The organism is Halorussus limi (genome assembly GCF_023238205.1).
GTDB classification, from domain to species: Archaea; Halobacteriota; Halobacteria; order Halobacteriales; family Haladaptataceae; genus Halorussus; species Halorussus limi.
This window is the reverse complement of the sequence record NZ_CP096659.1, coordinates 402259-424151: the sequence shown is the minus strand read 5'-3', so window position 1 is coordinate 424151 and position 21893 is coordinate 402259. Positions and strand designations below refer to the sequence as shown.

The 21893-nt window shown below is 67.4% G+C and carries 22 protein-coding genes; 13 read left to right on the top strand and 9 right to left on the bottom strand.

The genetic code is table 11. The features are described 5' to 3' along the window. Positions 1-160: 160 nt before the first annotated feature. From phoU (M0R89_RS02210) to M0R89_RS02200, 3 genes are all read left to right on the top strand, one after another. Positions 161-841 carry a phosphate signaling complex protein PhoU gene (gene phoU, locus M0R89_RS02210; protein ID WP_248650938.1) on the top strand — a complete coding sequence of 227 codons (681 nt, stop codon included), beginning with the start codon at positions 161-163 and terminating at the stop codon, positions 839-841. Between the two features lie 64 nt (positions 842-905). Then, positions 906-1583: a phosphate signaling complex protein PhoU gene (phoU, locus tag M0R89_RS02205; RefSeq protein WP_248650937.1), complete on the top strand. Its 678-nt coding sequence runs from the start codon at positions 906-908 to the stop codon at positions 1581-1583. 226 nt (positions 1584-1809) lie between these two features. Beyond that, entirely contained in the window at positions 1810-3186 is a 1377-nt protein-coding gene (locus M0R89_RS02200) for an HD domain-containing protein (RefSeq protein ID WP_248650936.1), read from the top strand. 36 nt (positions 3187-3222) lie between these two features. Here the strand turns inward: M0R89_RS02200 and M0R89_RS02195 are convergent, their stop codons facing one another. Then, positions 3223-3972, bottom strand: coding sequence for a sensor domain-containing protein (locus M0R89_RS02195; RefSeq protein WP_248650935.1), 750 nt, complete (start codon positions 3970-3972; stop codon positions 3223-3225). Positions 3973-4233: 261 nt separating this feature from the next. Here M0R89_RS02195 and M0R89_RS02190 point away from each other — a divergent pair, with 261 nt between their 5' ends. From M0R89_RS02190 to M0R89_RS02180, 3 genes are read left to right on the top strand one after another with little or no spacing between them, the layout of a single operon-like run. Continuing rightward, positions 4234-4551 carry an ArsR/SmtB family transcription factor gene (locus tag M0R89_RS02190; RefSeq protein WP_248652306.1) on the top strand — a complete coding sequence of 106 codons (318 nt, stop codon included), beginning with the start codon at positions 4234-4236 and terminating at the stop codon, positions 4549-4551. Next, a complete protein-coding gene (locus M0R89_RS02185) occupies positions 4548-4895 on the top strand; it encodes a DUF7521 family protein (RefSeq protein ID WP_248650934.1) in 348 nt (115 codons plus the stop codon). The genes M0R89_RS02190 and M0R89_RS02185 overlap by 4 nt, the downstream gene beginning before the upstream one ends. Beyond that, complete coding sequence (locus M0R89_RS02180; RefSeq protein ID WP_248650933.1) at positions 4885-5163, top strand: DUF7521 family protein; 279 nt, start codon at positions 4885-4887, stop codon at positions 5161-5163. The genes M0R89_RS02185 and M0R89_RS02180 overlap by 11 nt, the downstream gene beginning before the upstream one ends. Here M0R89_RS02180 and M0R89_RS02175 read toward each other — a convergent pair. Beyond that, positions 5160-5945, bottom strand: a complete 786-nt coding sequence (locus M0R89_RS02175) for a hypothetical protein (protein WP_248650932.1) — start codon at positions 5943-5945, stop codon at positions 5160-5162. The two genes, M0R89_RS02180 and M0R89_RS02175, sit on opposite strands and share 4 nt — an antisense overlap. Positions 5946-6124: 179 nt before the next feature. On the opposite strand from M0R89_RS02175, the gene M0R89_RS02170 reads away from it, so the two are divergent. Beyond that, a complete protein-coding gene (locus M0R89_RS02170; RefSeq protein ID WP_248650931.1) occupies positions 6125-6814 on the top strand; it encodes a sensor domain-containing protein in 690 nt (229 codons plus the stop codon). Positions 6815-6824: 10 nt separating this feature from the next. Here the strand turns inward: M0R89_RS02170 and M0R89_RS02165 are convergent, their stop codons facing one another. Continuing rightward, positions 6825-7658 (bottom strand): DUF4097 family beta strand repeat-containing protein, encoded by an 834-nt coding sequence (locus tag M0R89_RS02165; RefSeq protein WP_248650930.1) that lies wholly within the window; start codon positions 7656-7658, stop codon positions 6825-6827. Between the two features lie 358 nt (positions 7659-8016). Continuing rightward, the gene (locus M0R89_RS02160) at positions 8017-10242 is read right to left on the bottom strand and encodes a CDC48 family AAA ATPase (protein WP_248650929.1); all 2226 of its coding nucleotides are present in this window, start codon (positions 10240-10242) and stop codon (positions 8017-8019) included. A gap of 361 nt (positions 10243-10603) precedes the next feature. Between M0R89_RS02160 and larC the strand changes: the two genes are divergently transcribed. Continuing rightward, positions 10604-12058, top strand: a complete 1455-nt coding sequence (gene larC, locus M0R89_RS02155; RefSeq protein ID WP_248650928.1) for a nickel pincer cofactor biosynthesis protein LarC — start codon at positions 10604-10606, stop codon at positions 12056-12058. A 31-nt stretch (positions 12059-12089) separates the two neighbouring features. On the opposite strand, the gene M0R89_RS02150 is transcribed toward larC, so the two are convergent. Both M0R89_RS02150 and M0R89_RS02145 read right to left on the bottom strand, forming a co-directional pair. Then, positions 12090-12872 (bottom strand): hypothetical protein, encoded by a 783-nt coding sequence (locus M0R89_RS02150; RefSeq protein ID WP_248650927.1) that lies wholly within the window; start codon positions 12870-12872, stop codon positions 12090-12092. Between the two features lie 215 nt (positions 12873-13087). Further along, positions 13088-13234, bottom strand: a complete 147-nt coding sequence (locus tag M0R89_RS02145; RefSeq protein WP_248650926.1) for a hypothetical protein — start codon at positions 13232-13234, stop codon at positions 13088-13090. A gap of 157 nt (positions 13235-13391) precedes the next feature. On the opposite strand from M0R89_RS02145, the gene radB reads away from it, so the two are divergent. Continuing rightward, positions 13392-14111 (top strand): DNA repair and recombination protein RadB, encoded by a 720-nt coding sequence (gene radB, locus M0R89_RS02140; RefSeq protein ID WP_248650925.1) that lies wholly within the window; start codon positions 13392-13394, stop codon positions 14109-14111. A gap of 205 nt (positions 14112-14316) precedes the next feature. Further along, on the top strand, positions 14317-14904 hold the full coding sequence (locus M0R89_RS02135; protein ID WP_248650924.1) for a hypothetical protein: 588 nt from the start codon (positions 14317-14319) through the stop codon (positions 14902-14904). A gap of 21 nt (positions 14905-14925) precedes the next feature. Here the strand turns inward: M0R89_RS02135 and M0R89_RS02130 are convergent, their stop codons facing one another. After that, positions 14926-15300, bottom strand: coding sequence for a 30S ribosomal protein S8e (locus tag M0R89_RS02130; protein ID WP_248650923.1), 375 nt, complete (start codon positions 15298-15300; stop codon positions 14926-14928). Positions 15301-15515: 215 nt separating this feature from the next. Between M0R89_RS02130 and M0R89_RS02125 the strand changes: the two genes are divergently transcribed. Beyond that, positions 15516-16985 (top strand): MFS transporter, encoded by a 1470-nt coding sequence (locus tag M0R89_RS02125; protein WP_248650922.1) that lies wholly within the window; start codon positions 15516-15518, stop codon positions 16983-16985. Positions 16986-17066: 81 nt separating this feature from the next. After that, the gene (locus M0R89_RS02120; RefSeq protein ID WP_248650921.1) at positions 17067-18362 is read left to right on the top strand and encodes an AI-2E family transporter; all 1296 of its coding nucleotides are present in this window, start codon (positions 17067-17069) and stop codon (positions 18360-18362) included. 2 nt (positions 18363-18364) lie between these two features. On the opposite strand, the gene M0R89_RS02115 is transcribed toward M0R89_RS02120, so the two are convergent. Both M0R89_RS02115 and M0R89_RS02110 read right to left on the bottom strand, forming a co-directional pair. After that, the gene (locus M0R89_RS02115) at positions 18365-19789 is read right to left on the bottom strand and encodes a hypothetical protein (protein WP_248650920.1); all 1425 of its coding nucleotides are present in this window, start codon (positions 19787-19789) and stop codon (positions 18365-18367) included. A gap of 63 nt (positions 19790-19852) precedes the next feature. Then, the gene (locus M0R89_RS02110; protein WP_248650919.1) at positions 19853-20809 is read right to left on the bottom strand and encodes a D-2-hydroxyacid dehydrogenase; all 957 of its coding nucleotides are present in this window, start codon (positions 20807-20809) and stop codon (positions 19853-19855) included. Between the two features lie 268 nt (positions 20810-21077). On the opposite strand from M0R89_RS02110, the gene M0R89_RS02105 reads away from it, so the two are divergent. Continuing rightward, positions 21078-21800 carry a sugar phosphate isomerase/epimerase family protein gene (locus M0R89_RS02105; protein ID WP_248650918.1) on the top strand — a complete coding sequence of 241 codons (723 nt, stop codon included), beginning with the start codon at positions 21078-21080 and terminating at the stop codon, positions 21798-21800. The last annotated feature ends 93 nt before the right edge of the window (positions 21801-21893 follow it).

Here is a 21893-nt window from a genome sequence, read left to right as displayed (position 1 = left end):
CGGACCACGTCTTCCGAGCGGTCGTTCGCTCACGGTGTACTACGGTGGGTCGCGGGGTTTCGAGGGTTTCCGGAGCAGGTCGGCAGTCAGACTCGCCGACCGTCGTACTGCCACGCGCAACAGACTCATCACCACAGCGAACGAAAGAACTTCGACTGCCATGTCTCGAACCGGCTATCGGAACCGACTCGAAGCCCTCCGCGAGAACGTGGTCCGAATGGGGGACCTCGTCGTCACGCGACTCCGGGCGAGTCTCGTCGCGCTCGACCGACAGGACCACGAACTCGCGTGGGACGTCATCGAGGGCGACGAGGAAATTAATCGACTCTACCTCGACATCGAACGAGACTGCATCGACCTGCTCGCGCTCCAACAACCGGTCGCCTCGGACCTCCGCCTCGTCGCCGCGTCGTTCAAGATTATCACCGACCTCGAACGCGTCGCGGACCTCGCCGCCAACCTCGGCGAGTACGCGCTGTACGCCGACCGAGACGTGGTCTCGGACGTCGACCTCCGGAGCCTCGGCGAGCGCGCCGCGGAACTCGTCTCCGACGCGGTGACGGCCTACGAGACGGCCGACGCCGCGGCCTGCGAGGCGCTGGCCGACCGGGACGACGACCTCGACGCCCGGTGCGAGCGCGCCAGCGAACGCGTCGTCCGCGACCTCATCGATACCGAACTCCCCTCCGAGGCCGACAGCGAAGAGGTCGAACTGTTCTTGCAGGACGTATCGCGCGTGTTACTGACGGTTCGAGACTTGGAGCGCGTGGGCGACCACGCGGTCAACATCGCCGCCCGGACCCTCTACATGGTCGAGAGCGACGACAGCCTCATCGAGTAACGTCGGCGAGCGGTCAGCTAGCGCGGGCGAAAGGTACAACAGGGGGACACGCGCATTCGTAACTATGCCCCGAGAGGACTATCAACAGAAGCTCCTCGACCTCCGCGAGAACGTCCTCTACATGAGCGAGGTCGTGATGGAGCGACTCCGAATGGGTCTGGACGCGCTCGAACAGAAAGACACCGACCTCGCGTGGGAGGTCATCGACGGCGACGAGGAGGTAAACCAGCTGTACCTCGACCTCGAACAGGAGTGCATCGACCTGCTCGCGCTCCAACAGCCGGTCGCCTCCGACCTCCGCATGATAGCGGCGTCGTTCAAGATTATCACCGACCTCGAACGCATCGGCGACCTCGCGACCAACCTCGGCGAGTACACCCTCGAAGCCAACCACGACGTGTTCCCCGAGGTCGACATTCAGGAACTCGGCACCTTGACTCTCGACATGATAGAGGACTCGATGACCGCCTACGCCGACGAGGACGCCGAGGGCTGTTACGGCATCGCCGACCGGGACGACGAACTCGACGCCCGGTGCGAGCGCGCCAGCGAAATCGTCGTCCGCGACCTCATCGAGACCGAACTGGAGAGCAACACCGAGGAGGAAGTCGAGCAACTCCTGCAGGACGTCTCCCGCCTCCTGCTGACGGTTCGGGACCTCGAACGCATCGGCGACCACGCGGTCAACATCGCCGCCCGGACCCTCTACATGGTCGAGAACGACGACGAACTCATCTACTGAGACGAGCGCTTTCGGCGGTCCTCGCACGGAAGCCTCGCCCGCCGAACGCTCGACTCCAATCGCGACACTTCTCCCGCCGCTTCGTTCCGGTGGTCGCCCGGTCGGGGCGTCACGGTACAACTGCTGGCGCTCGACTCCTAGGCGGAACCGAAAGGCGGAGAGAGCCACCGTCCCGACGCCCACGACCCGTCCCCGAGACGACCGACCTCCCCCGATAGCTCGCTCCATGACCGAGACACAGATTAAAGACCCCGTTCACGGCTACGTCGAACTCGAACAGTCGCTTCTGGACTACATCGTCGACACGCGCCCGTTCCAGCGCCTGCGGTACGTGCGCCAACTGTCGGCGACGAACTTGGTGTACCCCGGCGCCAACCACACCCGGTTCGAACACAGCCTCGGCGTCTACCACCTCGGGCGCACCGTCTTCGAGAACCTCCGCACGCAGTCGTACTTCACGCGCGACACCCCGGAGTCGGACCTCGACGAGATTCAGCGGACGCTCGAATGCGCCTGCCTGCTCCACGACGTCGGGCATCCGCCGTTCTCTCACCTCGGCGAGCGATTCATCGACACCGAGGACCTCCGAGCGCGCCTCGCCGACCGCGGCCTCGTCGCGGCCTTCGAGGAGGCCGGCATCGAGGACCCGCTCCGGTCGGCCAGCGCCCACGAACTGCTGGGCTGTCTCATCGTCCTCCGGGAGTACGCCGACGGCCTCCGGGACCTCGGCGTGGACCCCCACGAGGTGTGCGCGTACATCCTCGGCTACAGCCTCGTCTTCGAGCGAGGAGGCCGCTGGCAGTACGGCGTCGGCGCCCAGATTCTCCACTCGCCCATCGACGTGGACCGCCTCGACTACATCACCCGGGACAACCAGATGACCGGGGCGGACGTGCTGAGTTTCGACACCCACCGGATGGTCGACGCCTACACCGCCCACCCCGACGAGGGACTCGCGCTCTCGGACAAGGCGCTCAGCACCGTCGGCAACTACCTCGAAGGCCGCATCGCGCTCTACATGTGGGTGACTCAGCACCACAAGTCGGTGTACGCCAACGTCCTGCTTCGGGCGCTCCTCGACGAACTCGCCGACCACGCCGACGCTCCGCCCGTCACCGCAGAGGGCGTGCTCGAGGAGGAAATCGACGACAACACGCTGATGGAGCGTCTCCGGGTGACGGCCCGCGACCGACCCGACTCCACGCTGGCGACGCTCTACGACCGCTTCCGGTCGCGCCAGTTCCCCGAGTCCTGCTGGAAGCACCGCATCGCCTACGCCGACCGGGTGGACGCGGACCTCGACGCGTTCGGCGAGTGGTTGCTCGAACACGACGACCGCCTCGAACGCACGCTCGCCGCCGACCTCGACGTGCCGCGCCACGAGGTCTGGATAGAGCAGTCGTACGTCCCCGAGTACGAACCCGCCCAACTTCGGGACATTCCCATCGCCTACGGTGGAACGACTCGGTCGGTCGGCGAGTGGGGACTGTACGGCGACCGGGCGTTCGACAGTCCGATTCCGTTCGTCTTCGTCCCCCACGGCACCGAGAAGCGCGCGACGGAACTCCTCGTGGAACTGTTCCACGCCGAGCGCGACGCCTGAGCGTCGCGCCGTCAAGTCGGCCGAACGGACCCGGCGTTACCGCGGGGACGGCGTCCCGGCGTTCGCTCCGAGCATCAGCTTGGTGTACCACGCCGAGAACCGCGCGAGACCGTTGAGAAGGTGGAGCGAGGCGACCCCGAGCAGGACGCCGAGGCCCGCCACGCCGAGCGCGGCCGGGAGCGTCGTGACCTGCCACGACCCGATTTCGACGACCGTCTCGACGCCCACGAGCAGGTTCCGCCAGACCACGTACAGCGAGGGATGCAACTGAATCGGCGCGTCGGTCACGATACCGACGTACACGCCGGGGTGGTCGTAGACGAGCGGAACTGCGAGCAGGCTGACCGACGTCACGAGCAACGTCGTCACGGTCACGAACGCGGCGACGCCGATGACCAGTTTCGACCCGAGGTAGACCAGCGCCTTCCACGTCCCGAGGTCGGTCACGAGGCGCTTGGCGCGCTCGGTTATCGGCCCCGACTCGGTCACGACCCACCCGGGCGACTCAACGTCGACGCCGAGCAGGAGCGTCGCCATCTCCCGCTCGACGCTCGCGAGACCGGTCGAAATCGCCAACACCGCCAGCAGAATCGGAATCCCGACGACGGTGACGGCGAGACCGACCCCGAGCGAGAGGCCGACCGACAGGAACACGAAGTACGCCAGTCCGAGCGGGAACGCCAGCACGAGATACAGCAGGTTCCGGTAGGTCTGGAGTCTGAACGGGACGCCGAGGACGGCCCAGAGCCGACTCGCTGGACGCTCGCTTCGGTGGTCGGTCGACATCGAGATACGCCGAACTTCTTGGGCCGACACAATAAATTTTCGGACATTTGCGCAGTCGGCGACCCTCCGTAGTATTTTACACGTCCGCCTTCGAACCGACGGTCGGACGGGAATGCAACGTTGGCTCGACTCGCTCGGCGCTCGCTCTCGGACCAGACCCCGACCCGGAGCGCAGAGTCCGCGACTCACCGCCGCAGGTCGGCGACGACAGCGCCGACCGCACGGGAGGGCCTCGCCGTGACCGAGACGGACGCCGGGGCGATGTTCGAGTTGCTCGACGACGAGTACGCCCGCGACATCCTCGTGGCGACCTACCGAGAACCCAAGTCCGCCGACGCGCTGGCGGAGGTCTGCGACGCCTCGCCCTCGACCATCTACCGGCGAGTCGAACGACTCGAAGACCAGCGCCTGCTGGACGCCGAGCAGCGTCTCGACCCGGACGGCCACCACTACGAGGTGTACGCCGCGTGCCTCCAGCGGGTCACCGTCGAACTGACCGAGGACGGCATCGAAATCGACGTGGACCGCGACGAGGACGCGGTCGACCGCTTCACCAGACTCTACGAGGGGTTCAAATGACGACCGGCGCGCTCCTTCCGGTCTCCGAGTCCGGACTCGTCGCCCTCCAGACGGCCACCGGCGGTCCCGAGACGGTCGTCGTCCTGGCGCTCGCCGGACTGCTGACCGCGGCGGCGCTGTCGCTGGTGGTCGTCTACAAACTGTTCACGGGCTACCGCCGGAACGGTACGTCGCCGATGCTGGCGCTGGCGGTCGGCCTCGCGCTCCTCGTGACCGGCCCCATCTTCCTGCGCCTCGCGTTCGCCAATCTCGTCGCCGTATCGCCCGCGACGCGGTCGCTCGCCACGAGCGCCTCCGAACTGCTCGGCCTCGCGGCCATCCTGTACGCAATCTATGACACCTGACATCACCACGCTGGCGGCGTCGCTCCCGGCCGCCCTCGGCCTGTTCGTCGCCTATCAGGCGTACCGAGGCTACCGACGCCACGGGAGCGCGACCATGGGCCTGCTCGCGGTCGGTATCGCGTGTTTCACCGCGATTCCGTTCGCCGTGCGAGTTGTGGTCGCGCCCGCGCTGGCGTGGTCGGACGGGCTGACGATTCTCGGCATCGTCACGTCGTACAACGCCGGACTGGCGGCGATTCTCTGGTCGCTCCGGGGCGACGCCGATTAGAAGGGCGTGCGAATCCCGACGCCGTTCGAGAGCGTCCAGTCGAGACGTCGCGCCTCGCCGTCGGCGAACGACGCCTCGCAGGTCCCGACGAGCGGAATCGCTCCTCGGTAGAAGCCGTCCCACCGCGTCCGGTAGCGGGTGTCGCTTTCGAGTCCCATCTCGTAGGAACCGTTCGGAACTGTCGCCGTCGCGCCCGCGACGCTCACCCGGCCGCCGCCGGTCGAGAGCGCGCGGTTCGCCGAGAGCTGGTCGTCGCGCTCGGCCTCGACTTCTTGGGTGAGCCACGTGAATGCCGGGTCCTCCCGATAGACGCCCCACGGGTCTACGCCGTACGACCTGCCGAGGAGACGCCCGGCGCTCCAGAGTCGGAGTCGGTAGCGAGCGTCGGCGCCGCGCCGAGTGTCGTCACTGTCGCCGGTCCCGTTGCCACCGTCTAACCGATGGACGAAGACGGCGGCGTCCTGCACCGCGAATCGCTCGTCGGGGACGACTGCCTCCCGCCGGGTGTAAGCGCCGACGAACTCGCCCGCGAGCGACTCGGGGGCCGTCCACGGGAGCGCGGCGTCGCCGTACCGTTCGCGCGTTCGGTCGGCGTAGGCGGCGAACTCGGCGGGCGGGACGAACGCCTCGTCGTCGGGCGATTCGAGGTCGATACCGCCGCCGAAACTCCCGCCGAGTTTCGTGCGGACGAATCCGACGTCGAGGTGGGCCGCGCCGCCGAGGACGGTTCCGACCGCGGCGACTCCGCCGACTCGGCGTAGCAGTTTGCGTCTGGAGGGCATCGTCTCGAAGCGGAGCGCGACGCGGCATATACTTTTCCACGTCGTGACATCTCCGCGTCGCGGAGTCAGTTCCGAACGGTCCGTCCTCGTACAAAAATTCTTCCCCGAGTTGCCGCGCCAGCGACTCTCCTGTCCGGTTTACGGGCCCGCCCGCCGTCTCCCCGAGTACGGTGATACACGTGACGACTACGATTCGAGACGCCGCGGGCGCACTCGTCGGCGTCGCCGCACGCCCACAGACGTACCGAAACCTCCTCTACCTCGGTCTCGCCTTCCCGCTTGGACTGACGTACTTCGTGTTCCTGTCAGTGGGTCTCTCGCTCGGGGTCGGACTCGCCGTCACCGTCGTCGGGATTCCGATTCTGCTGGCGACGCTGGCGGGCGCGACCCTGCTCGCGACGTTCGAGGCCGGCCGCGCGAATCGCCTGCTCGGTACCGACGTTCGGACGCACTCGCTCGACACCTCCGGTGGCGTCGTCGCGGCCGCCAAGCGCCTCGTGACCGACGCCCGGACGTGGCTCGACGTCGGCTACCTCATCGTCAAACTCGGACTCGGAACCGCCTCGTTCGCCGCGCTCGCGACCCTGCTGTCGCTGGCCGTCGGACTGCTGGCCGCGCCGCTGACCTACTCGTCGCGCTACTACGTCGGCCTCCGCCTCGGGACCGCCGTCGGACCGTTCGAGTCGGTGCGATTCGCCGTGGACACGTTCGGCGAAGCGGTCGTCGCCGCCGCCGTCGGGCTGGTAATCGCGCTCGCGTCGCTCCACGCGCTGAACGGCCTCGCGCGACTCTCCGGAACCATCACCGAGGCACTGCTCGACCGGTCGGACGCCGCCGGAGCGACCGGCGAGTTCACCGGCGCGAACTGAACTCGGCGAACTACTGCAGTTCGGACAGTTCGACGCTCCCGTTCTCGGTCGCGAACCGGAGTTCGGGGCCGCCGTCGCCGAGCGTTCCCTCGACGAGATGCTCGCTCCGAACGTCGGCCTCGAAGTTCGGCAGTCGGACGTCGAGGTCGCCGTTGTCGGTTCTCGCCGAGAGGGTCGCGTTCAGGTCGGACGCGACCGCGGCGTCGACGCTCCCGTTCTCGCTCTCGACGGTCGTCGCGCCGCGTATCGCCGGAACGTCGAGTTGGACGCTTCCGTTCTCGGTCCGCACGTCGCCGACGCCCGAGACACCGCGAATCGCCACGCTCCCGTTCTCGCTCTCGGCGGAGACGAACCCGTCGATGTCGTGGGCCTCGACGCGCCCGTTCTCGGTGACGAGGGTCGCGTCGGTCGCGACGCCGCGAACGTCCACGGTCCCGTTCTCGGTCCGGAGTCGCCCGAGACCGACGCTCGACGGGAGTTCGACGCGTATCTTCACGGAAGGCGGCCCCCCGAGCCACGACCCGTCGCCGGTCCGGCGCGTCTTCACGGCGAGTTCGCCGCTCTCGACGCTCATCTCGACGCGCACGTCGCTCAGGTCGGCGAACACCGACCCCGACTGCTTGACGGTCTCGACCCGGACGCGGTCGGCGTCGGTCGGCCGAACGCGAACCTCGCCGTTCTGACCGTTCACCGTCACCGTGTCCACTGAACCGGCGTCGAAGGTTCTGGCGTCTTCGAGTCGCTTGCCGACGAACGGCGTCGCGCCGCTACACCCCGAGAGAGCCGCGAGCGCGCCGGTCGCGCCCAGTCCGAGGAGGCGACGGCGCTGCGTGTCCACGTTCATGACGTTACGAGATACTGTTCAGCCCACCTTAAAGAAGGGAACAGGTTCGCAGGGCCAGCGGCTACCCCAAACGCTTATTATGATGCCGAGTCCGCGGCTCACGACCGCGCATGGCCTCGACGTTCCATCGGCGAACGCTCTCCTCGGCTTTGCACCGAACACCGCAATCGACCGCGAGCGAGGAACGACTGCGCGGCGCGAAGCGCCGCGCTACGTGACGAGCGAGCGGACCAAGGAACCCTCGAAGAAGCGCCGCAGGCGCTTCCGAGGGGGTGACGCCGTGTTTTTGGTCGAGCTTTTGCAAGGGAGAAGATTCGCCTCCGGCGAATCTTCGACCGCTGGAAAAGGTCGTAACGGTTTATTGGAAGCCGATACGGCCGCCGCGCCGACCCTGCGTCGGACTCGACGACCCGCCCTTGAACTCGTCTTCCATCTGCTCGTAGTAGTCGAGCAGGTCTTCGGTGATGGTGGGCCGGACGTTCTCCATCGCCTGCCGGAAGTGGCTCATGCCGACCTCGGTGGCGTCGTCGTCCTCGCGGAGCGCCTCGATGGCGGCCTCGCGGGCGATGGATTCGAGGTCGCTACCCACGTAGCCGTCGGTGATTTCCGCGAGTTCGCGCAGGCTCACGTCGGCCGACAGCGGCGTGTCGTCCGTGTGAATCTTCAGAATCTGTTCGCGGCCCTCCTCGTCGGGTTGACCGATCATCACGAGGCGGTCGAACCGGCCCGACCGGATGAGCGCCGGGTCTATCATGTCCGGGCGGTTGGTCGCGCCGATGACCATGACGTCGCCCTTCTCCTCCAGTCCGTCGAGTTCCGTGAGCAGTTGGTTGACCACGCGCTCGGAGACGTTACTGCCCATCTCCTGACTCCGGGAGGGCGCGAGGCTGTCCAACTCGTCGAAGAAGATGACGGTCGGGGAGACCTGCCGGGCCTTCCGGAACGTCTGGCGGATGGCCTTCTCGGACTCGCCGACCCACTTGCTGAGGAGTTGCGGGCCGCGGACCGAGATGAAGTTGGCGTTGGTCTCGTTGGCCACCGCCTTCGCCATCAGGGTCTTACCCGTGCCGGGCGGGCCGTAGAGCAGGACGCCGCTCGGCGGGTTGATACCCAGCCGTTGGAACCGCTCGGGCGACGAGAGGGGCCACTCGACGCTCTCTTTGACCTGCTGTTGGGCCTCTTCGAGACCGCCCACGTCATCCCACGAGATTTTGGGCAGTTCCACGAGGACCTCGCGCATCGCGGAGGGTTCGACCTCGTTGAGCGCGCCGTTGAAGTCCTCGCGCTTGACTATCATCCGGTCGATGAGGCTCGGCGGAATGTCCTCCTCGTCGAGGTCGATTTCGGGGAGGTAGCGCCGCAGGGCCTTCATCGCGGCCTCCTTCGTCAGGCTCTCGATGTCCGCGCCGACGAAGCCGTGGGTGTCGTTGGCCAGCGAGTCCAGCGCCACGTCGTCCGAGAGGGGCATCCCCCGGGTGTGAATCTGGAGAATCTCCTCGCGGCCGGTCTCGTCCGGCACGCCGATTTCGATTTCGCGGTCGAACCGACCCGGACGCCGGAGCGCGGGGTCGACCGAGTCCACGCGGTTGGTCGCCGCGATGACGATGACCTGCCCGCGGGATTCGAGACCGTCCATCATGGTCAGCAGTTGGGCCACGACGCGGCGTTCGACCTCGCCGGTCACGTCCTCGCGCTTGGGTGCGATGGAGTCCAACTCGTCGATGAAGATGATAGAGGGCGACTCCTCGGTGGCGTCCTCGAAGATTTCCCGGAGTTGTTGCTCGGACTCGCCGTAGTACTTAGAGATTATCTCCGGGCCCGCGATGGAGAAGAAACTCGCGGACGTCTCGTTGGCGACCGCCTTGGCGAGCAGGGTCTTGCCCGTGCCGGGCGGGCCGTGGAGCAGGACACCCTGCGGCGGTTCGATGCCCAGTTTCTTGAAAATCTGGGGGTGCTTCATCGGGAGTTCGACCATCTCCCGGACGCGTTGAATCTCGTTTTCGAGACCGCCGATGTCCTCGTAGGTGATGCCGCCGCCGGTCTTCTCGAAGCCAGAGATGGGTTCTTCTCGCAACTCGACCTCGGTGTCCTCGGTGATGAGACAGACGCCGTCGGGGTCGGTCTCGACCGCGATGAGCGGAATCGCCTGTCCGGGCGACCGCATGAACGGGTGGTTGGTCGAGGACATCACGGGGACGATGTCGCGCTCGACCACCGGGCGCTTGAGAATCTGGCGCTTGACCATCCCTGCGGCGTCGGAACCGAACTGCACGCTGGCCTCCTCGGGCGGCGCGAGGACCAGTTTGTCGGCCTTCTCGGCCTCGGCCTTCCGAATCTCGACGCGCTCGCCGATGCCCACGTCGGCGTTCTGTCGGGTGAACCCGTCGATGCGAACCGTGTCGGTGTTCCAGTCCTGACGGTCCGCGCGCCAGACCTTCGCGGCGGTCGTGTCACCGCCTTCGATTTCGATGATGTCGCCCGGACTGAGCTTCAGATGCAACAGCGTGTCCGGGTCGAGACGGGCGATACCGCGACCCGAATCGTTCGGGTACGCCTTTGCCACCTCTAGTTGGACTTCATTCATGATTTAGTGATACGGGGATTGTTTGTCGATGCGCGCCCGCGAAGGATAAGTCCTTTGCTACCGGGGGTTCCTCCATCGACGCGGCCGACGAGGTCGTCGCGACGGGGGCGCATGCTATGGCTTTGCATACGTGTTCGCGCTACAAAGCCGTTTGGCCTCCGGGTGTACTTTGTGGCTAGACCGGACGTTCGTTCGGGGCCGCCGGCCTTCGAATCGCAGGTACCTCTCGGGGACTCCAGACGCACCCTGTGACGCGAACCTACCACCTCACCGACCCCGGGGAGGTCCGGAACCGACGGCGACCGTCGCAGTTCCGACCGCAACCGCGGTCTTTTTCGCCGCGAGCGACCCACGCTACTCCATGAAGACGCTCGCATTCGACGGTCGGATGGGCGCGAGTGGCGACATGATACTCGCGTCCCTGCTCGCGGCGGGCGCTAACCCCGACGCGCTCGCGCCGGTCGAAGACGCGCTTCCGATGCGCTACGAGGTCGGCGAGACCAGCAAAAACGGCATCTCCGCGACGACCGTCTCGGTACTCCTCGAAGACGAAGGGAACGACGGGGAAACCGACGACTCCGATACCGTCGACGGCGACACGAACCACGCTCACGGAGACGACCACGACCACGGACATTCCCACGACGAGGGGCACGGCCACGACCACACCGACGAGGAGGAACACGACCACCCCCACGACGACCACACTCACGAACACTCGCACGAACACTCGCACGAACACTCGCACGACCACACCCACGCCGAAGGCTCGGGACCGCTCCGGACCTACTCCGAAGTCGTGGAACTCGTGACGTCGATGGGCCTGCCCGAGAGCGTCGAGGCCGACGCGCTGGCGATTTTCGAGTTGCTCGGCGAGGCCGAGTCGAGCGTCCACGGGACTGACCTCGAATCGACCCACTTCCACGAGGTCGGCGCGGACGACGCCGTCGCCGACGTGGTCGGCGCGGCGCTCCTCGTAGACGATTTGGACCCCGAGCGCGTCGTGACGACGCCGCTGGCGACGGGCGGCGGCGAAGTGGAGATGAGCCACGGCGTCTATCCGGTTCCGACGCCCGCCGTGGTGGAACTCGCCGAGCGCGCCGAGTGGTCGCTCCGGGGCGGACCCGTAGAGGCCGAACTGCTGACGCCCACCGGCGCGGCGATTCTCGCTCACTACGCCGAGGGCGTCGAGTCGCTCCCGTCGCTCCGCGTCGAGGCGTCTGGCTACGGCGCGGGCGGGTACGACTTCCCGGCGCATCCCAACGTCCTCCGGGCGATGGTCGGGGAGAGCGAGGCGCAACGCGCCCCGGAAGACGCGGGCGGTGAAACCGCGAACGAGGAAGGCTCCGGAGAGTTAGTCTACGACGACGTGGCCGTCCTCGAAACGAATCTCGACGACGCGCCGCCCGAGATTCTGGGCGGTCTGCAGGAGTCGCTCGCCGAGGTCGGTGCGCGAGACGTGTCCGTCGTCCCGCTGACGATGAAGAAGTCCCGGCCGGGCCACCTCGTGAAGGTCGTCTGCAAGCCCGACGACGCCCAGCGGGTCGCGCGCCGACTCGCCGAGGAGACCGGCACGCTCGGGGTTCGTCAAGCGGGTGCGGCCCACCGCTGGATAGCCAACCGGGAGTTCGAGGACGTCGTCGTCTCGCTCGACGGCGAGCGCTACGAGGTCACGGTGAAAATCGCCAGCGACGACGACGGCGAGGTGTACGACGTGAGCGCGGAGTACGACGACTGCGCCGCGGTGGCGCGGGAAGCGAGCGTGGCCGTCCGCGAGGTGATGCGGCGGGCGGAGAGCGCGGTGCGAGAGGAATAAAATTCTTTCTCAGAGAAATATTTTCGTTCCTCTAATCTTCGTCGCCGTTCCGATGCTCGTCCATCGCTTCTTCGAGCGTCAGGTCGCCCGACGCGACTCGACGGGCCAGTTCCTCGTCGATTTCGCGGTTGTCGTCGGCCCGTTCGCGCGACCGGTTCTTGATGACCTGTAGCTCTCCGGCGGTCGGTTGCACGTCCCGGCCCTCGACGAGTTCGCCCTCCAGTCGGGCGATGTTCACCGCGGCCAGCACGTCGCCCATCCCCCGCGCGCCGGTGCCGAGGTAGGGCGTCGTCCCGGTCTCGTCCACGAGTTCGACCGGCACGTCCTCCAGTTCGCGGACGAGTTGGGACCCCTGCAGGCGCGCGCCGTCGCCGATGCGGACCACGGGGTCCACGGCGTCGGCCACCTCCCGACGCATGGTCTCGGCCACGTCGGCCAGCGGAACGTGGAACGCCGCGACCACCACGTCGCCCGAGAGGACCGCGATGCCGGGTCTGGTTCCGGGGTCGATTCCGACGACGGTCCGACCGTCGCCGCCGCGCAGGCGGGCCAGTGCCTCGTCCACCGCGCGCCGGGGGTTCTCGGGGTCCGCGACGACGGTTTCGACGCTCTCGTCCCCGATTTCGTCGGTGTCGGTCTCCGCGCTCTCGTCGGCGTCGGGAGGGGCGTCGCTCTCGGCGCGGACGAGTATCCTCGCTCCGTCGGGGAGCGGGTCGCCGGGTTCGACCGTGGTGAAGGTCACGCCCCGGTCGCGCAACTCGTTGACCACGCCGTGATACACCTCGAAGTCCGCTGTGGCGACGACGACTGTCACGAGTCGGTGTTTCGCGACCGGGGGTGAAAAGTTTCTCTCCGGTTCGCGCCGGTTCGTCGGCGGTGGAGCGCGAGAATCGACTGAACGCGGATGAATCGACCGAACGCAGAAATTTCGCTCGCCGCACGCGCCCGGGGGCAAACCAAGTGATTCCGTAGCCAGCGTCCCAGAGCGCGTCCGCTGTCGGTCCGCGAAACCGCCGCTCCGGACTCGATTCAGGCCGCCTCCGGGTGCGGACCGTCGGCGAGCGTGCCGCAGCATCGCATCCGCCAGACGCCGTCGCCGTCTACCAGTTCCCCCGTGAACTCCGCGTGGTCGTCCTCGCCGCACTGGGGACACTCCAAGACGGTCGCGACAATCATGCCACAGACGATATCATCGTTCGAGAACATAAGTAATACGATAGTCGTTGTCTCGCTTACCAATCCCGTCTCGGTTCGGGCCGCCCGCGGCGGACGGCGAACCGACGCGCAGACGCGAATCCGGGACCTTTTGACCGGGTAGGCCCAACCCTCGGTCGTGAATCAGGAGTCCATTCCGACCGGGTGCGGGCCGCTCGACGACTTGCTGGGCGGCGGGTTCGAGGCCGGGACCGTCACGCAGGTGTACGGCCCGCCCGCGGCGGGCAAGACCAACGTGGCGCTCGGCGCGGCGGTCGAAGTCGCCGCGAGCGGCGGGACCGCGGTCTACATCGACACCGAGGGCCTGTCGCTGTCGCGCTTCCAGCAGGTCGCCGAAGCCCGCGTGGACGCCGCGAGCGACGCGGACGACGTGGAGGAACTGACCTCTCGCATCATCGTCAAGGAGGCCTACGATTTCGAGGAACAGGAGGAGGCCGTCCGGGACACCGCGGAACTCGCCGAGCGGGCCGACCTCGTGGTCCTCGACAGCGCGACCGGGTTCTACCGCCTCAAGCGGAGCGAGGACGAGGAGGGCGGGGAGGCGCTCCGCGAAGTCGCCAGTCAGGTCACGCACCTGCTGTCGCTGGCGCGCAAACACGACCTCGCGGTCGTATTGACCAATCAGGTCTACACCGACCCCGACGGCGACCGCGCCCGACCGCTCGGCGGGCACACCCTCGAACACTGGACCGGCACGGTGGTCCGCGTCGAGCGGTTCCGCGGGGGCAACCGGCGCGCGACGCTCGAAAAGCACCGCGCCAAGTCCGCCGGCGAGAAAGTCCAGTTCCGAATCACGGACACCGGACTGGAGTCGGTCGAGGACGGCGTCGGCGTCTAAAACAACAACTCGAAAACTACTCTCTTCTAACATATAAATCGTCGCCCCGATTCCCGGCGAACCAAAACTGGCGGACCTAACATGTGCGGTACCGGCGAAGTGCGAGCGAGGTTCGACAGATGAACGTCCTGAACCCCGCTCGACCGCATCGCGCCGTCGAATCGACCCCGCGACCGAAACTGCGCCCTCTGCGCGAGGTGAGGCGATGAATCGCCGACTCACGGTCGCCGCGCTCGCGTGTTCGCTCGTCCTCGCCGGTTGCCTCGGCGGGTCCGCGGGCTCGCCGGACTCCACGACCGTCGAAACGACTGCGACGACGCAGACGACGACGGCGGCGACCGAGACGACTAGGACCGCCGAGACGACCGACCCCACGACGACCGCCGAACGGCCGCGCCACCGCACGTACGACACCCGCGAGGCGCTCGCGGCAAACGCCTCGTTCACGGTGCCCGAACCGAACGTCTCCGAACCCTTCGCGTTCGAGAGCGGTGTCGCGGTGGACCTCGCCAACGGGGAGTACGTCGCGATGGCCTACCACGACACGGAGAACGGGAGCCTCGAAAACGTCGTCTCGATTCGGAAGGCCGTAAACGAATCACACTACGACTCGACCGCCGGAAACGCGACGACGGTCGGCGACCGAGACGCGCGCTACGTCGCCGAGGATTCGGACGGGAAGTTCCTCTGGCAATGCAACGGCTACGTCTATCGAGTGAGCGTCCAGCAGTTCACCGACGAGTTCGGCGAGTCGGAGTTGCGCGCGGTCGCCGAGTCGGTCGGATGCGAGTGAGAAATCGCGCCGCGAGTACGATTATTCGTCCACGAGGACGGCGTTCACGTTACCGGTCTGGCCCGGACGGGAGGTGACGCGGGCACGGCCCTCGCTGGTCTCGATGAGCGCGCCCTTGGTGACGATGTTCCGTCGGACGTAGTTCGGGTTGGCGTCGTTCTCCACGACGTCCTGAATCTCGGCCTGCACCGTCTCGCCGTCCGTAGCGACGCTGGCCACGTCGGTCGAGAGCGCGCGGACCTTCTCGGTGTTCCCGTGGGCGTCGATGGTTCGGAGTTTGGTCTCGCCGACCGTGGTCTCGGTGGGTTCGCGGCCCAGTTCGTGCTTCTTCTTCTTGTGGGAAGGTCGGAGTCGGCCGCCGGTACGCTTCCGCGTGGAACGTCCTTGGTCTTTCATACCCGAGAAATCGGCCTCGGGCGTACTTATATCCTTTCTATCCGGGCCGCGGTCGTCGCCCGGTCGTCGCGCGACCGAACGCCGGGCCGTGGAACGACGAATCGAATCGACCCGCCCGTTCGAAGAGAAAAGTTCTCCAATCGCCGCGTCTGTTGTCTGATTTCCTCATTTTTAAGTACGTTCGATACTCAGTCTCGAACAGAGGGTGTCACAAGATGGCAAAGGGCGCGGCGACGGACGAGCGAGTGAGCGTCTCGCAGGTGATGGACCGAATTCCGGTCGGGCGATTCCACCGCAGACTGCTGGCCATCTGCGGGAGCGCGTGGGCCTTCGACGGGATGGAGGTCATCATCATCAGCTTCACGCTTCCGGTCCTCATCTCGGCGTGGGGGCTGACCGGTCTCGCGGCCGGTCTCCTCGGGAGCGCGAGTCTGATGGGCATGATAGCGGGCAACTGGGCGTGGGGGCGGTACGCCGACGAACGCGGGCGCATCGACGCCTTCCAGTGGACGGTGCTGACCTACTCGGTGTTCGCCGGCCTGACCGCGTTCGCCACCGGATTCTACTCCGGGTTCGCGCTCCGGTTCCTGACCGGCGTCGGGTTGGGCGGCGCGCTCGCGGTCGACACCTCCTACCTCTCGGAACACCTGCCGACCGACCGGCGCGGACGCTACCTCGTCTACCTCGACGCCTTCTGGCCGCTCGGCAACGTCTTCGCGGTCGCGCTGGCGTGGCTGTACCTCTCGGCGCTCTCGACCGGCGGGACCGTCGCGGTGCCACTCGTCGGCGCGGTCGCTGGCTGGCGACTCCTGTTCGCCAGCGCGGCGTTCCCGGCCCTGCTGGTGTTCGTCATCCGGAGCCAACTCCGCGAGACGCCCTACTACCTCGCCCGGACGGGCGACGTGGAGGGCGCGAACGACCGCATCCGGGAAATCGCGGAGGAGAACGGCGAGGAGTTCACGCCTATTACGGCGGCGTCCGTCGAGACCGGGGAGTCGCCGAGTTACGCGCGACTCTTCGAGACCGACCTCCGCAAGCGCACCGTGACGATAGCCCTCGCGTGGTTCGCTATCAACTTCGGCTACTACGGCGTGTTCATCTGGCTCCCAGACACGGTCGGCGCGGCGGGCGTCGTCGGGAGCTTCTCGGTGGCCGGAGCGACGATAGAGGGCATCTACGTCTACTTCCTGCTCATCGCGCTGGTCCAGTTCCCCGGCTACTTCAGCGCGGCCTACCTCGTGGAGAAGGTCGGGCGCAAGCCCACCCTCGGGAGCTATCTCGCGCTTTCGGGGCTCTTTACCTTCGTCTTCGCGGCCTCGATGCCCGGCGTCTCGCTGTTCGGGGCGGGCCTCTCGGGGTTCTGGCCGTTCTTCGGCGGCCTGCTCGGCGCGAGTTTCTTCACGCTCGGCGCGTGGGGCGCCATCTACGCCTACACGCCGGAACTGTTCCCCACCGAGGTCCGGGCGACCGGCAACGGCTTCGCCGGCGGCGTCGGCAAAATCGGCGCGGTCCTCGGTCCGATTCTGGCGGGCGCGCTGGTCGAACCGAGTTCGCTGACCGAACTCCTCCCGGTGATAGAGCCCGGCTACCTCGCCGCGCTCGCGCCCCTCGCGGTCGCGTTCGTCCTCGGCGGACTGGTCGTCTTCGCCTTCGGCCGCGAGACGATGGGCGAACCGCTGTTCTGAAACCGGCGTCGCCCTCGCGGTTGCCGCGATTTCGCCATGGCGCCCCCGACGACTTATTGTTCGCGCGCCGAACACTCTGGCATGGGCTGGGTACGAGAGTTCTCGTTCGACCGCGAGCGAATCGCGTGGTGGCTGGTCGCCGTCGCGCTGCTCGTCGCGCTGGGCTACGTCGTGTCGTCGTTCCTCGGGACCTTCCTGCTGGGACTGTTCGTCTACTACGCGACTCGGCCGATGTACCGGCGGCTACTCGGCCGCATGCACCAACCGACGCTGGCCGCCGCGACCGCACTGCTCGGACTGGCGTTTCCCGGTCTCGTCCTGCTGGGCTACACCGTGGTCGTGAGCGTCAGCGAACTGAGTTCGCTCGCCGGAGTCGGTGTCGAGGAACTCGAAGGCGTCCTCGGCCCCGGCGTGGACCTGTCGCAGTTGTTCGACCCCCAGCAACTGCCCGCGCTCCTCGAGACGACGCCCCAACAACTGCAGGCGGACATCCAGCAGTTCGCCGCTCAACGCGGGGCCGAGACGGCCCGCGAGATTCTGGGGTCGCTGTTCACCCTGCTCGGCGTCCTCGCCAGTACCGCGCTGGGCATCGTCATCACGCTCGTCGTCGCGTTCTACCTGCTCCGGGACGACCACCGACTCGCGGAGTGGTTCCGGACGGAGGTCGCCGACGAGGACAGTCCGACGGTCGCGTTCGCGCGGGCCGTGGACGACGACCTCGAAACCGTCTACTTCGGCAACATCCTGACGGCCTTCGTCATCGGCGTCGTCGCCGCGGTCAGCTACAACCTGCTGGACCTCGTCGCTCCCGCCGCGGTCTCGGTCCCCTCGCCGACGCTCCTCGGACTGCTCAGCGGCCTCGCCAGCCTCGTCCCCGTCGTCGGGATGAAGTTAGTGTACGTCCCGCTCGGCATCGTCCTCGGGGTCGTCACGGCCGTCACCGACCCCGGCGCGCTGTGGTTCCCGGCCGCGTTCCTGCTCGTGGCGTTCGTCGTGGTCGATACGATTCCGGAACTCGTCCTGCGGCCGTACGTCTCCGGCCGGGACCTCCACACCGGTCTCGTCCTGCTCGCGTACGTCCTCGGACCGGTGCTGTTCGGCTGGTACGGGCTGTTTCTGGGACCGCTGTTGCTCGTGCTGGTCGTCCACTTCGTCCGGGTCATCGTGCCGGAACTGGTCGAGCGCGGCGAGTTCGACGTTGACCCCGACACGCCCGAGTCGGGCGTGCTCGGCGAGTCGGGGACGCGCCGCGCCGAGGCCCTCCGCGCCGGCGTCCGCGCCCCCGTCCGGGCGCTCTCGCGACGCGAGCGCACGACCGACGGGTCGGGACGCGCGCCCGACGGCGAGTCGGGGCGAGCGGACGACTCGAAGACGTAGCGTCACTCGCGCTTCTCGAAGACGGGCGTTCCGGGGGCCCCGGTGTCGGCGTACCCCCGGCGGCGGAGCGCGAACACCAGTTCGCTCAGGGCGCACGCGCCGTCCAGAATCGGCTCGCCGTCGTCGGTGAGCGCGGCCGTCTCGCGGTTCAGGTCGTCGAGCGCGACCGATTCGCCGACGCGCTCCAGCGTCTCCCCGACGACCGCGTCGTTCTCGTCGGGCGCGTAGGCCTCGACCTTCGCCGTCACGCGGTCGGCCATGTCGTCGTAAGTGCGCCTCCCCGACCGCTCGGGGTCCCGAATCTCCTTGGCGTAGTCGAGCATGCGCTCGCTCTCCGCGACCGCCTCGTCCCAGTTCTCGACCGCCCAGACCGCGAGGTCGGGTAGCTCCTCGATGGTCCCGGCCAACTCGTAGTCCCGGGGGATGGCGTCGTAAATCCACGGCTGGTTGCGGGCTATCAGGACCTGCCCGCTCCCGGCCTGCTCGAACCACGTCCGGGCCAGCGTCTCGTACTCGGTCGCCGAGATGCAGAGGTCGCCCATCGCGAGCGCCGCCTCGAACTCCCGCCGGGAGGCCTTCGGGTAGGCCTCGACCCACGGCAGGTCGGCGAACTCGGCCGGAATCTTGCTCATGCTGGTCATCACGGTCCGGATGCCGAACCGGTCGTGGAGCAGTTCGGCGATGCCCATCACGGTCCCGACCTGCTTCTTGTCCCAGATGGACCCAGCGATGTGGAGGTACTCGGGTTCGTCGGCGTACTCGGCCTCGAACTGCGAGAAGTCGATGGGACTGCCGGTCTGGACCGCGTCGTCGAGCGCCGAATCGACCACCGACTCCTGTAGGAACTCGTGGCCGTGGTCGCGCAGTCCCTCCCAATCGACCCCGGCCTTGAACCACATCCCGTCGCTCAGGACCGCGTCGGCGATTTCGGTCCGGCGCTGGAACTCGTCGCGCCACCCCGTGCCCGCGTACTTGAACGGGAGTTGGAGGTCGTGGACGTTGGTGACGATGTCGACGGGCCACGGGTGGCCGACTCGGTGGCCGTCGAGCGCGAACAGCCACTTGGCGAGGTCCGCGCGGCCGCGCCGGAGTTGGTCGATTACCACGTCCACGTAGCCCAACCGGTCGTACGTCGCCTCCGCGAGCGCTTCGAGTTGCTCCTCGCTGTAGCCCGACTCGGTGAACGCGTTCTGATGGCGACGGCCGTGCATGAACGGTTCGGCCTCGACGAGGGTCACGCGCTCGCGGTCGGCGAGGACGTACTCGGGGTCGTAGTTGGCCACCTCGGGCGGGGAGAGGAGCCAGTAGACGTGGAGGTTCGGGTCGATGTCCAACCACTCCTCGACCCACACGGTCGCGTCGTTGAGCGTGCCGTTGGCCGTCGCGTCGTCCGGGCGATAGAGTTCGGGAACGATGAGTACGCGCATGAGCGAATACTCGGAAAACGAGCGGCTGACCCTTGAAACTACGTCCGGGGCGCGGAGCGAGGTTCAGACGACGCGGTTGTCCATCGCCTCGGACTCGCCCGCGACGAACCGTTCGTAGTTCTCGGCGAACAGGTCGGCACACCGGTCGTAGTAGTGTGGCGTCGAACCCGCCATGTGGGGCGTGAGAATGACGTTCGAGAGGTCCCAGAGCGGCGAGTCGCCGGGGAGCGGTTCCTCCTCGAACACGTCGAGGGCCGCACCCCGGAGGTGACCCTGCTGGAGCGCGGTGGTCAGGGCCTTCTCGTCTACGATTTCGCCGCGAGCGACGTTGACGAGGACCGCGGAGGACTTCATCGTTCGAATCTCGTCCTCGCCGACCAATCGGCGGGTCTCGTCGGTCAGCGGAACCGTGACGACCACGTAGTCGGACCGAGCCAGCACGTCGTACAGGCCGTCGGGACCGTACGCCTCGTCCACCGCGTCGGGTGCGGTCTCGGGGTCGCGCTTGGTGCCGACGACCCGGGTGCCGAACGCCGACGCGAGTTCGGCGACCCGGCCCCCGATAGCGCCGAGGCCCAGAATCCCCACCGTCTCGTCGCGCAACTCCCGCCCGCCGTAGTTCTCCCAGACGCCCCGATGCTTCTGGGCCATCCCTTTCTGGACGTTGCGCTCGAACGCGAGCAGGTAGGCCAGCACCTGCTCGCCGATGGGTTCGGCGTGGACGCCGGAGGCGTTGGTCAGCGCGACGCCGGCGTCCGAGAGCGCCTCGTGGGGGAAGCGGTCCACGCCCGCGGTGAGCGCCTGCACCCACCGGAGGTTCGGCGCGGCGTCCACCTTCTCGGCGGGCAGGCGGTCGCTCAGAACCACCTCGGCGCTCGACAGGCCCTCGTCGGTCTCCGGCGGCGTCGCGGCCAGCGTGAGGTCGGCGTCCGGGAGCAGGTCGGCGAGGCTCTCGCGGAGACTGGCCCGCGCCTCGTCCGAGACGTAGTGGGGAATCAGCAGTTCGGGACGGTCGGTCATGGCTTCCGCATCGGTCGAGAGCGGTTAATAGCTGGCGCCCTCACGGTGACGCGTCGGACGCGTCCACCGACGCGTTCGCCGGACGCGGGTTCGTAGCGAGAGCAATCTATTCATCTGGTAGAGAAACATATTTCGTTATTATAGAAATATATAGATTTCTGCGGCGAGCCAATCGTCGCTCGCCCCACCGAAGACTCCGCGTGTCACACCGACCGACGCGACGGCCGGCGCAACAATCGATTTACACCGCCGCGCCGTAGCCTCCGCCATGCGACCGGCGATTCAACTCTACACGCTCCGAGAACTGGACGACTCGCTCCCCGAACTCCTCCGGCGCGTCGGCGACACCGCGTTCGAGGGCGTCGAGTTCGCGGGTCTGGGCGACGCCGACCCCGCCGAAATCCGCGACGCGCTGGACGACGCCGGACTCGACGCGGCCGGGGCCCACGTCGGCATCGAGGACCTCGAAGCCGACCCCGAAGGTGTCGCCGAGACCTACCGGTCGCTCGACTGCGACCGACTCGTCGTCCCGTATCTCGACGACGCCGAGTTCGCCAGCGAGACCGCTACCACCGACACCGCGCGCCGCCTCCAGACGCTCGCCGGCCGACTGGACGAGGCGGGCGCCGCGATGGGCTATCACAACCACGACCACGAGTTCGCCGACCTCGGCGACCGGTCGGCCTTCGACCTGCTCGCCGACGAGACGGACTTCGACCTCGAACTCGACGTCGGGTGGGCGAACGCCGCCGGTCACGACCCCGTGGCGCTGCTCGGGCACCTCCGGAGTCGGGTGCCGCTGGTCCACCTCAAGGACGTGGCCGACACAACGCCGGTCGAACTCGGCGAGGGCGACATCGACATCGAGGCCTGCGTCCGGGCCGCCCGCGAGGCCGGGACCGAGTGGCTGGTCTACGAACACGACCAACCGACCGACCCCGAGGAATCGCTGGAACACGGAGCGGAGACGCTGTCGTCGCTACTCGACTGAGACGGCGTCGCGCGACCACGGCCGACTCCGAGAGGCCGTCCGATTTTAGTCATCCGTTAGAGTGACGTGTGTTAACGTATCCATCTCGTGCCG

Bases quoted from the DNA above. Each gene is read 5' to 3' on its own strand.
- phoU (WP_248650938.1), top strand. From the start codon at position 161: ATGTCTCGAACCGGCTATCGGAACCGACTCGAAGCCCTCCGCGAGAAC.
- phoU (WP_248650937.1), top strand. From the start codon at position 906: ATGCCCCGAGAGGACTATCAACAGAAGCTCCTCGACCTCCGCGAGAAC.
- M0R89_RS02200 (WP_248650936.1), top strand. From the start codon at position 1,810: ATGACCGAGACACAGATTAAAGACCCCGTTCACGGCTACGTCGAACTC.
- M0R89_RS02195 (WP_248650935.1), bottom strand. From the start codon at position 3,972: ATGTCGACCGACCACCGAAGCGAGCGTCCAGCGAGTCGGCTCTGGGCC.
- M0R89_RS02190 (WP_248652306.1), top strand. From the start codon at position 4,234: ATGTTCGAGTTGCTCGACGACGAGTACGCCCGCGACATCCTCGTGGCG.
- M0R89_RS02185 (WP_248650934.1), top strand. From the start codon at position 4,548: ATGACGACCGGCGCGCTCCTTCCGGTCTCCGAGTCCGGACTCGTCGCC.
- M0R89_RS02180 (WP_248650933.1), top strand. From the start codon at position 4,885: ATGACACCTGACATCACCACGCTGGCGGCGTCGCTCCCGGCCGCCCTC.
- M0R89_RS02175 (WP_248650932.1), bottom strand. From the start codon at position 5,945: ATGCCCTCCAGACGCAAACTGCTACGCCGAGTCGGCGGAGTCGCCGCG.
- M0R89_RS02165 (WP_248650930.1), bottom strand. From the start codon at position 7,658: ATGAACGTGGACACGCAGCGCCGTCGCCTCCTCGGACTGGGCGCGACC.
- M0R89_RS02160 (WP_248650929.1), bottom strand. From the start codon at position 10,242: ATGAATGAAGTCCAACTAGAGGTGGCAAAGGCGTACCCGAACGATTCG.
- larC (WP_248650928.1), top strand. From the start codon at position 10,604: ATGAAGACGCTCGCATTCGACGGTCGGATGGGCGCGAGTGGCGACATG.
- M0R89_RS02145 (WP_248650926.1), bottom strand. From the start codon at position 13,234: ATGATTGTCGCGACCGTCTTGGAGTGTCCCCAGTGCGGCGAGGACGAC.
- M0R89_RS02135 (WP_248650924.1), top strand. From the start codon at position 14,317: ATGAATCGCCGACTCACGGTCGCCGCGCTCGCGTGTTCGCTCGTCCTC.
- M0R89_RS02130 (WP_248650923.1), bottom strand. From the start codon at position 15,300: ATGAAAGACCAAGGACGTTCCACGCGGAAGCGTACCGGCGGCCGACTC.
- M0R89_RS02125 (WP_248650922.1), top strand. From the start codon at position 15,516: ATGGCAAAGGGCGCGGCGACGGACGAGCGAGTGAGCGTCTCGCAGGTG.
- M0R89_RS02120 (WP_248650921.1), top strand. From the start codon at position 17,067: ATGGGCTGGGTACGAGAGTTCTCGTTCGACCGCGAGCGAATCGCGTGG.
- M0R89_RS02115 (WP_248650920.1), bottom strand. From the start codon at position 19,789: ATGCGCGTACTCATCGTTCCCGAACTCTATCGCCCGGACGACGCGACG.
- M0R89_RS02110 (WP_248650919.1), bottom strand. From the start codon at position 20,809: ATGACCGACCGTCCCGAACTGCTGATTCCCCACTACGTCTCGGACGAG.
- M0R89_RS02105 (WP_248650918.1), top strand. From the start codon at position 21,078: ATGCGACCGGCGATTCAACTCTACACGCTCCGAGAACTGGACGACTCG.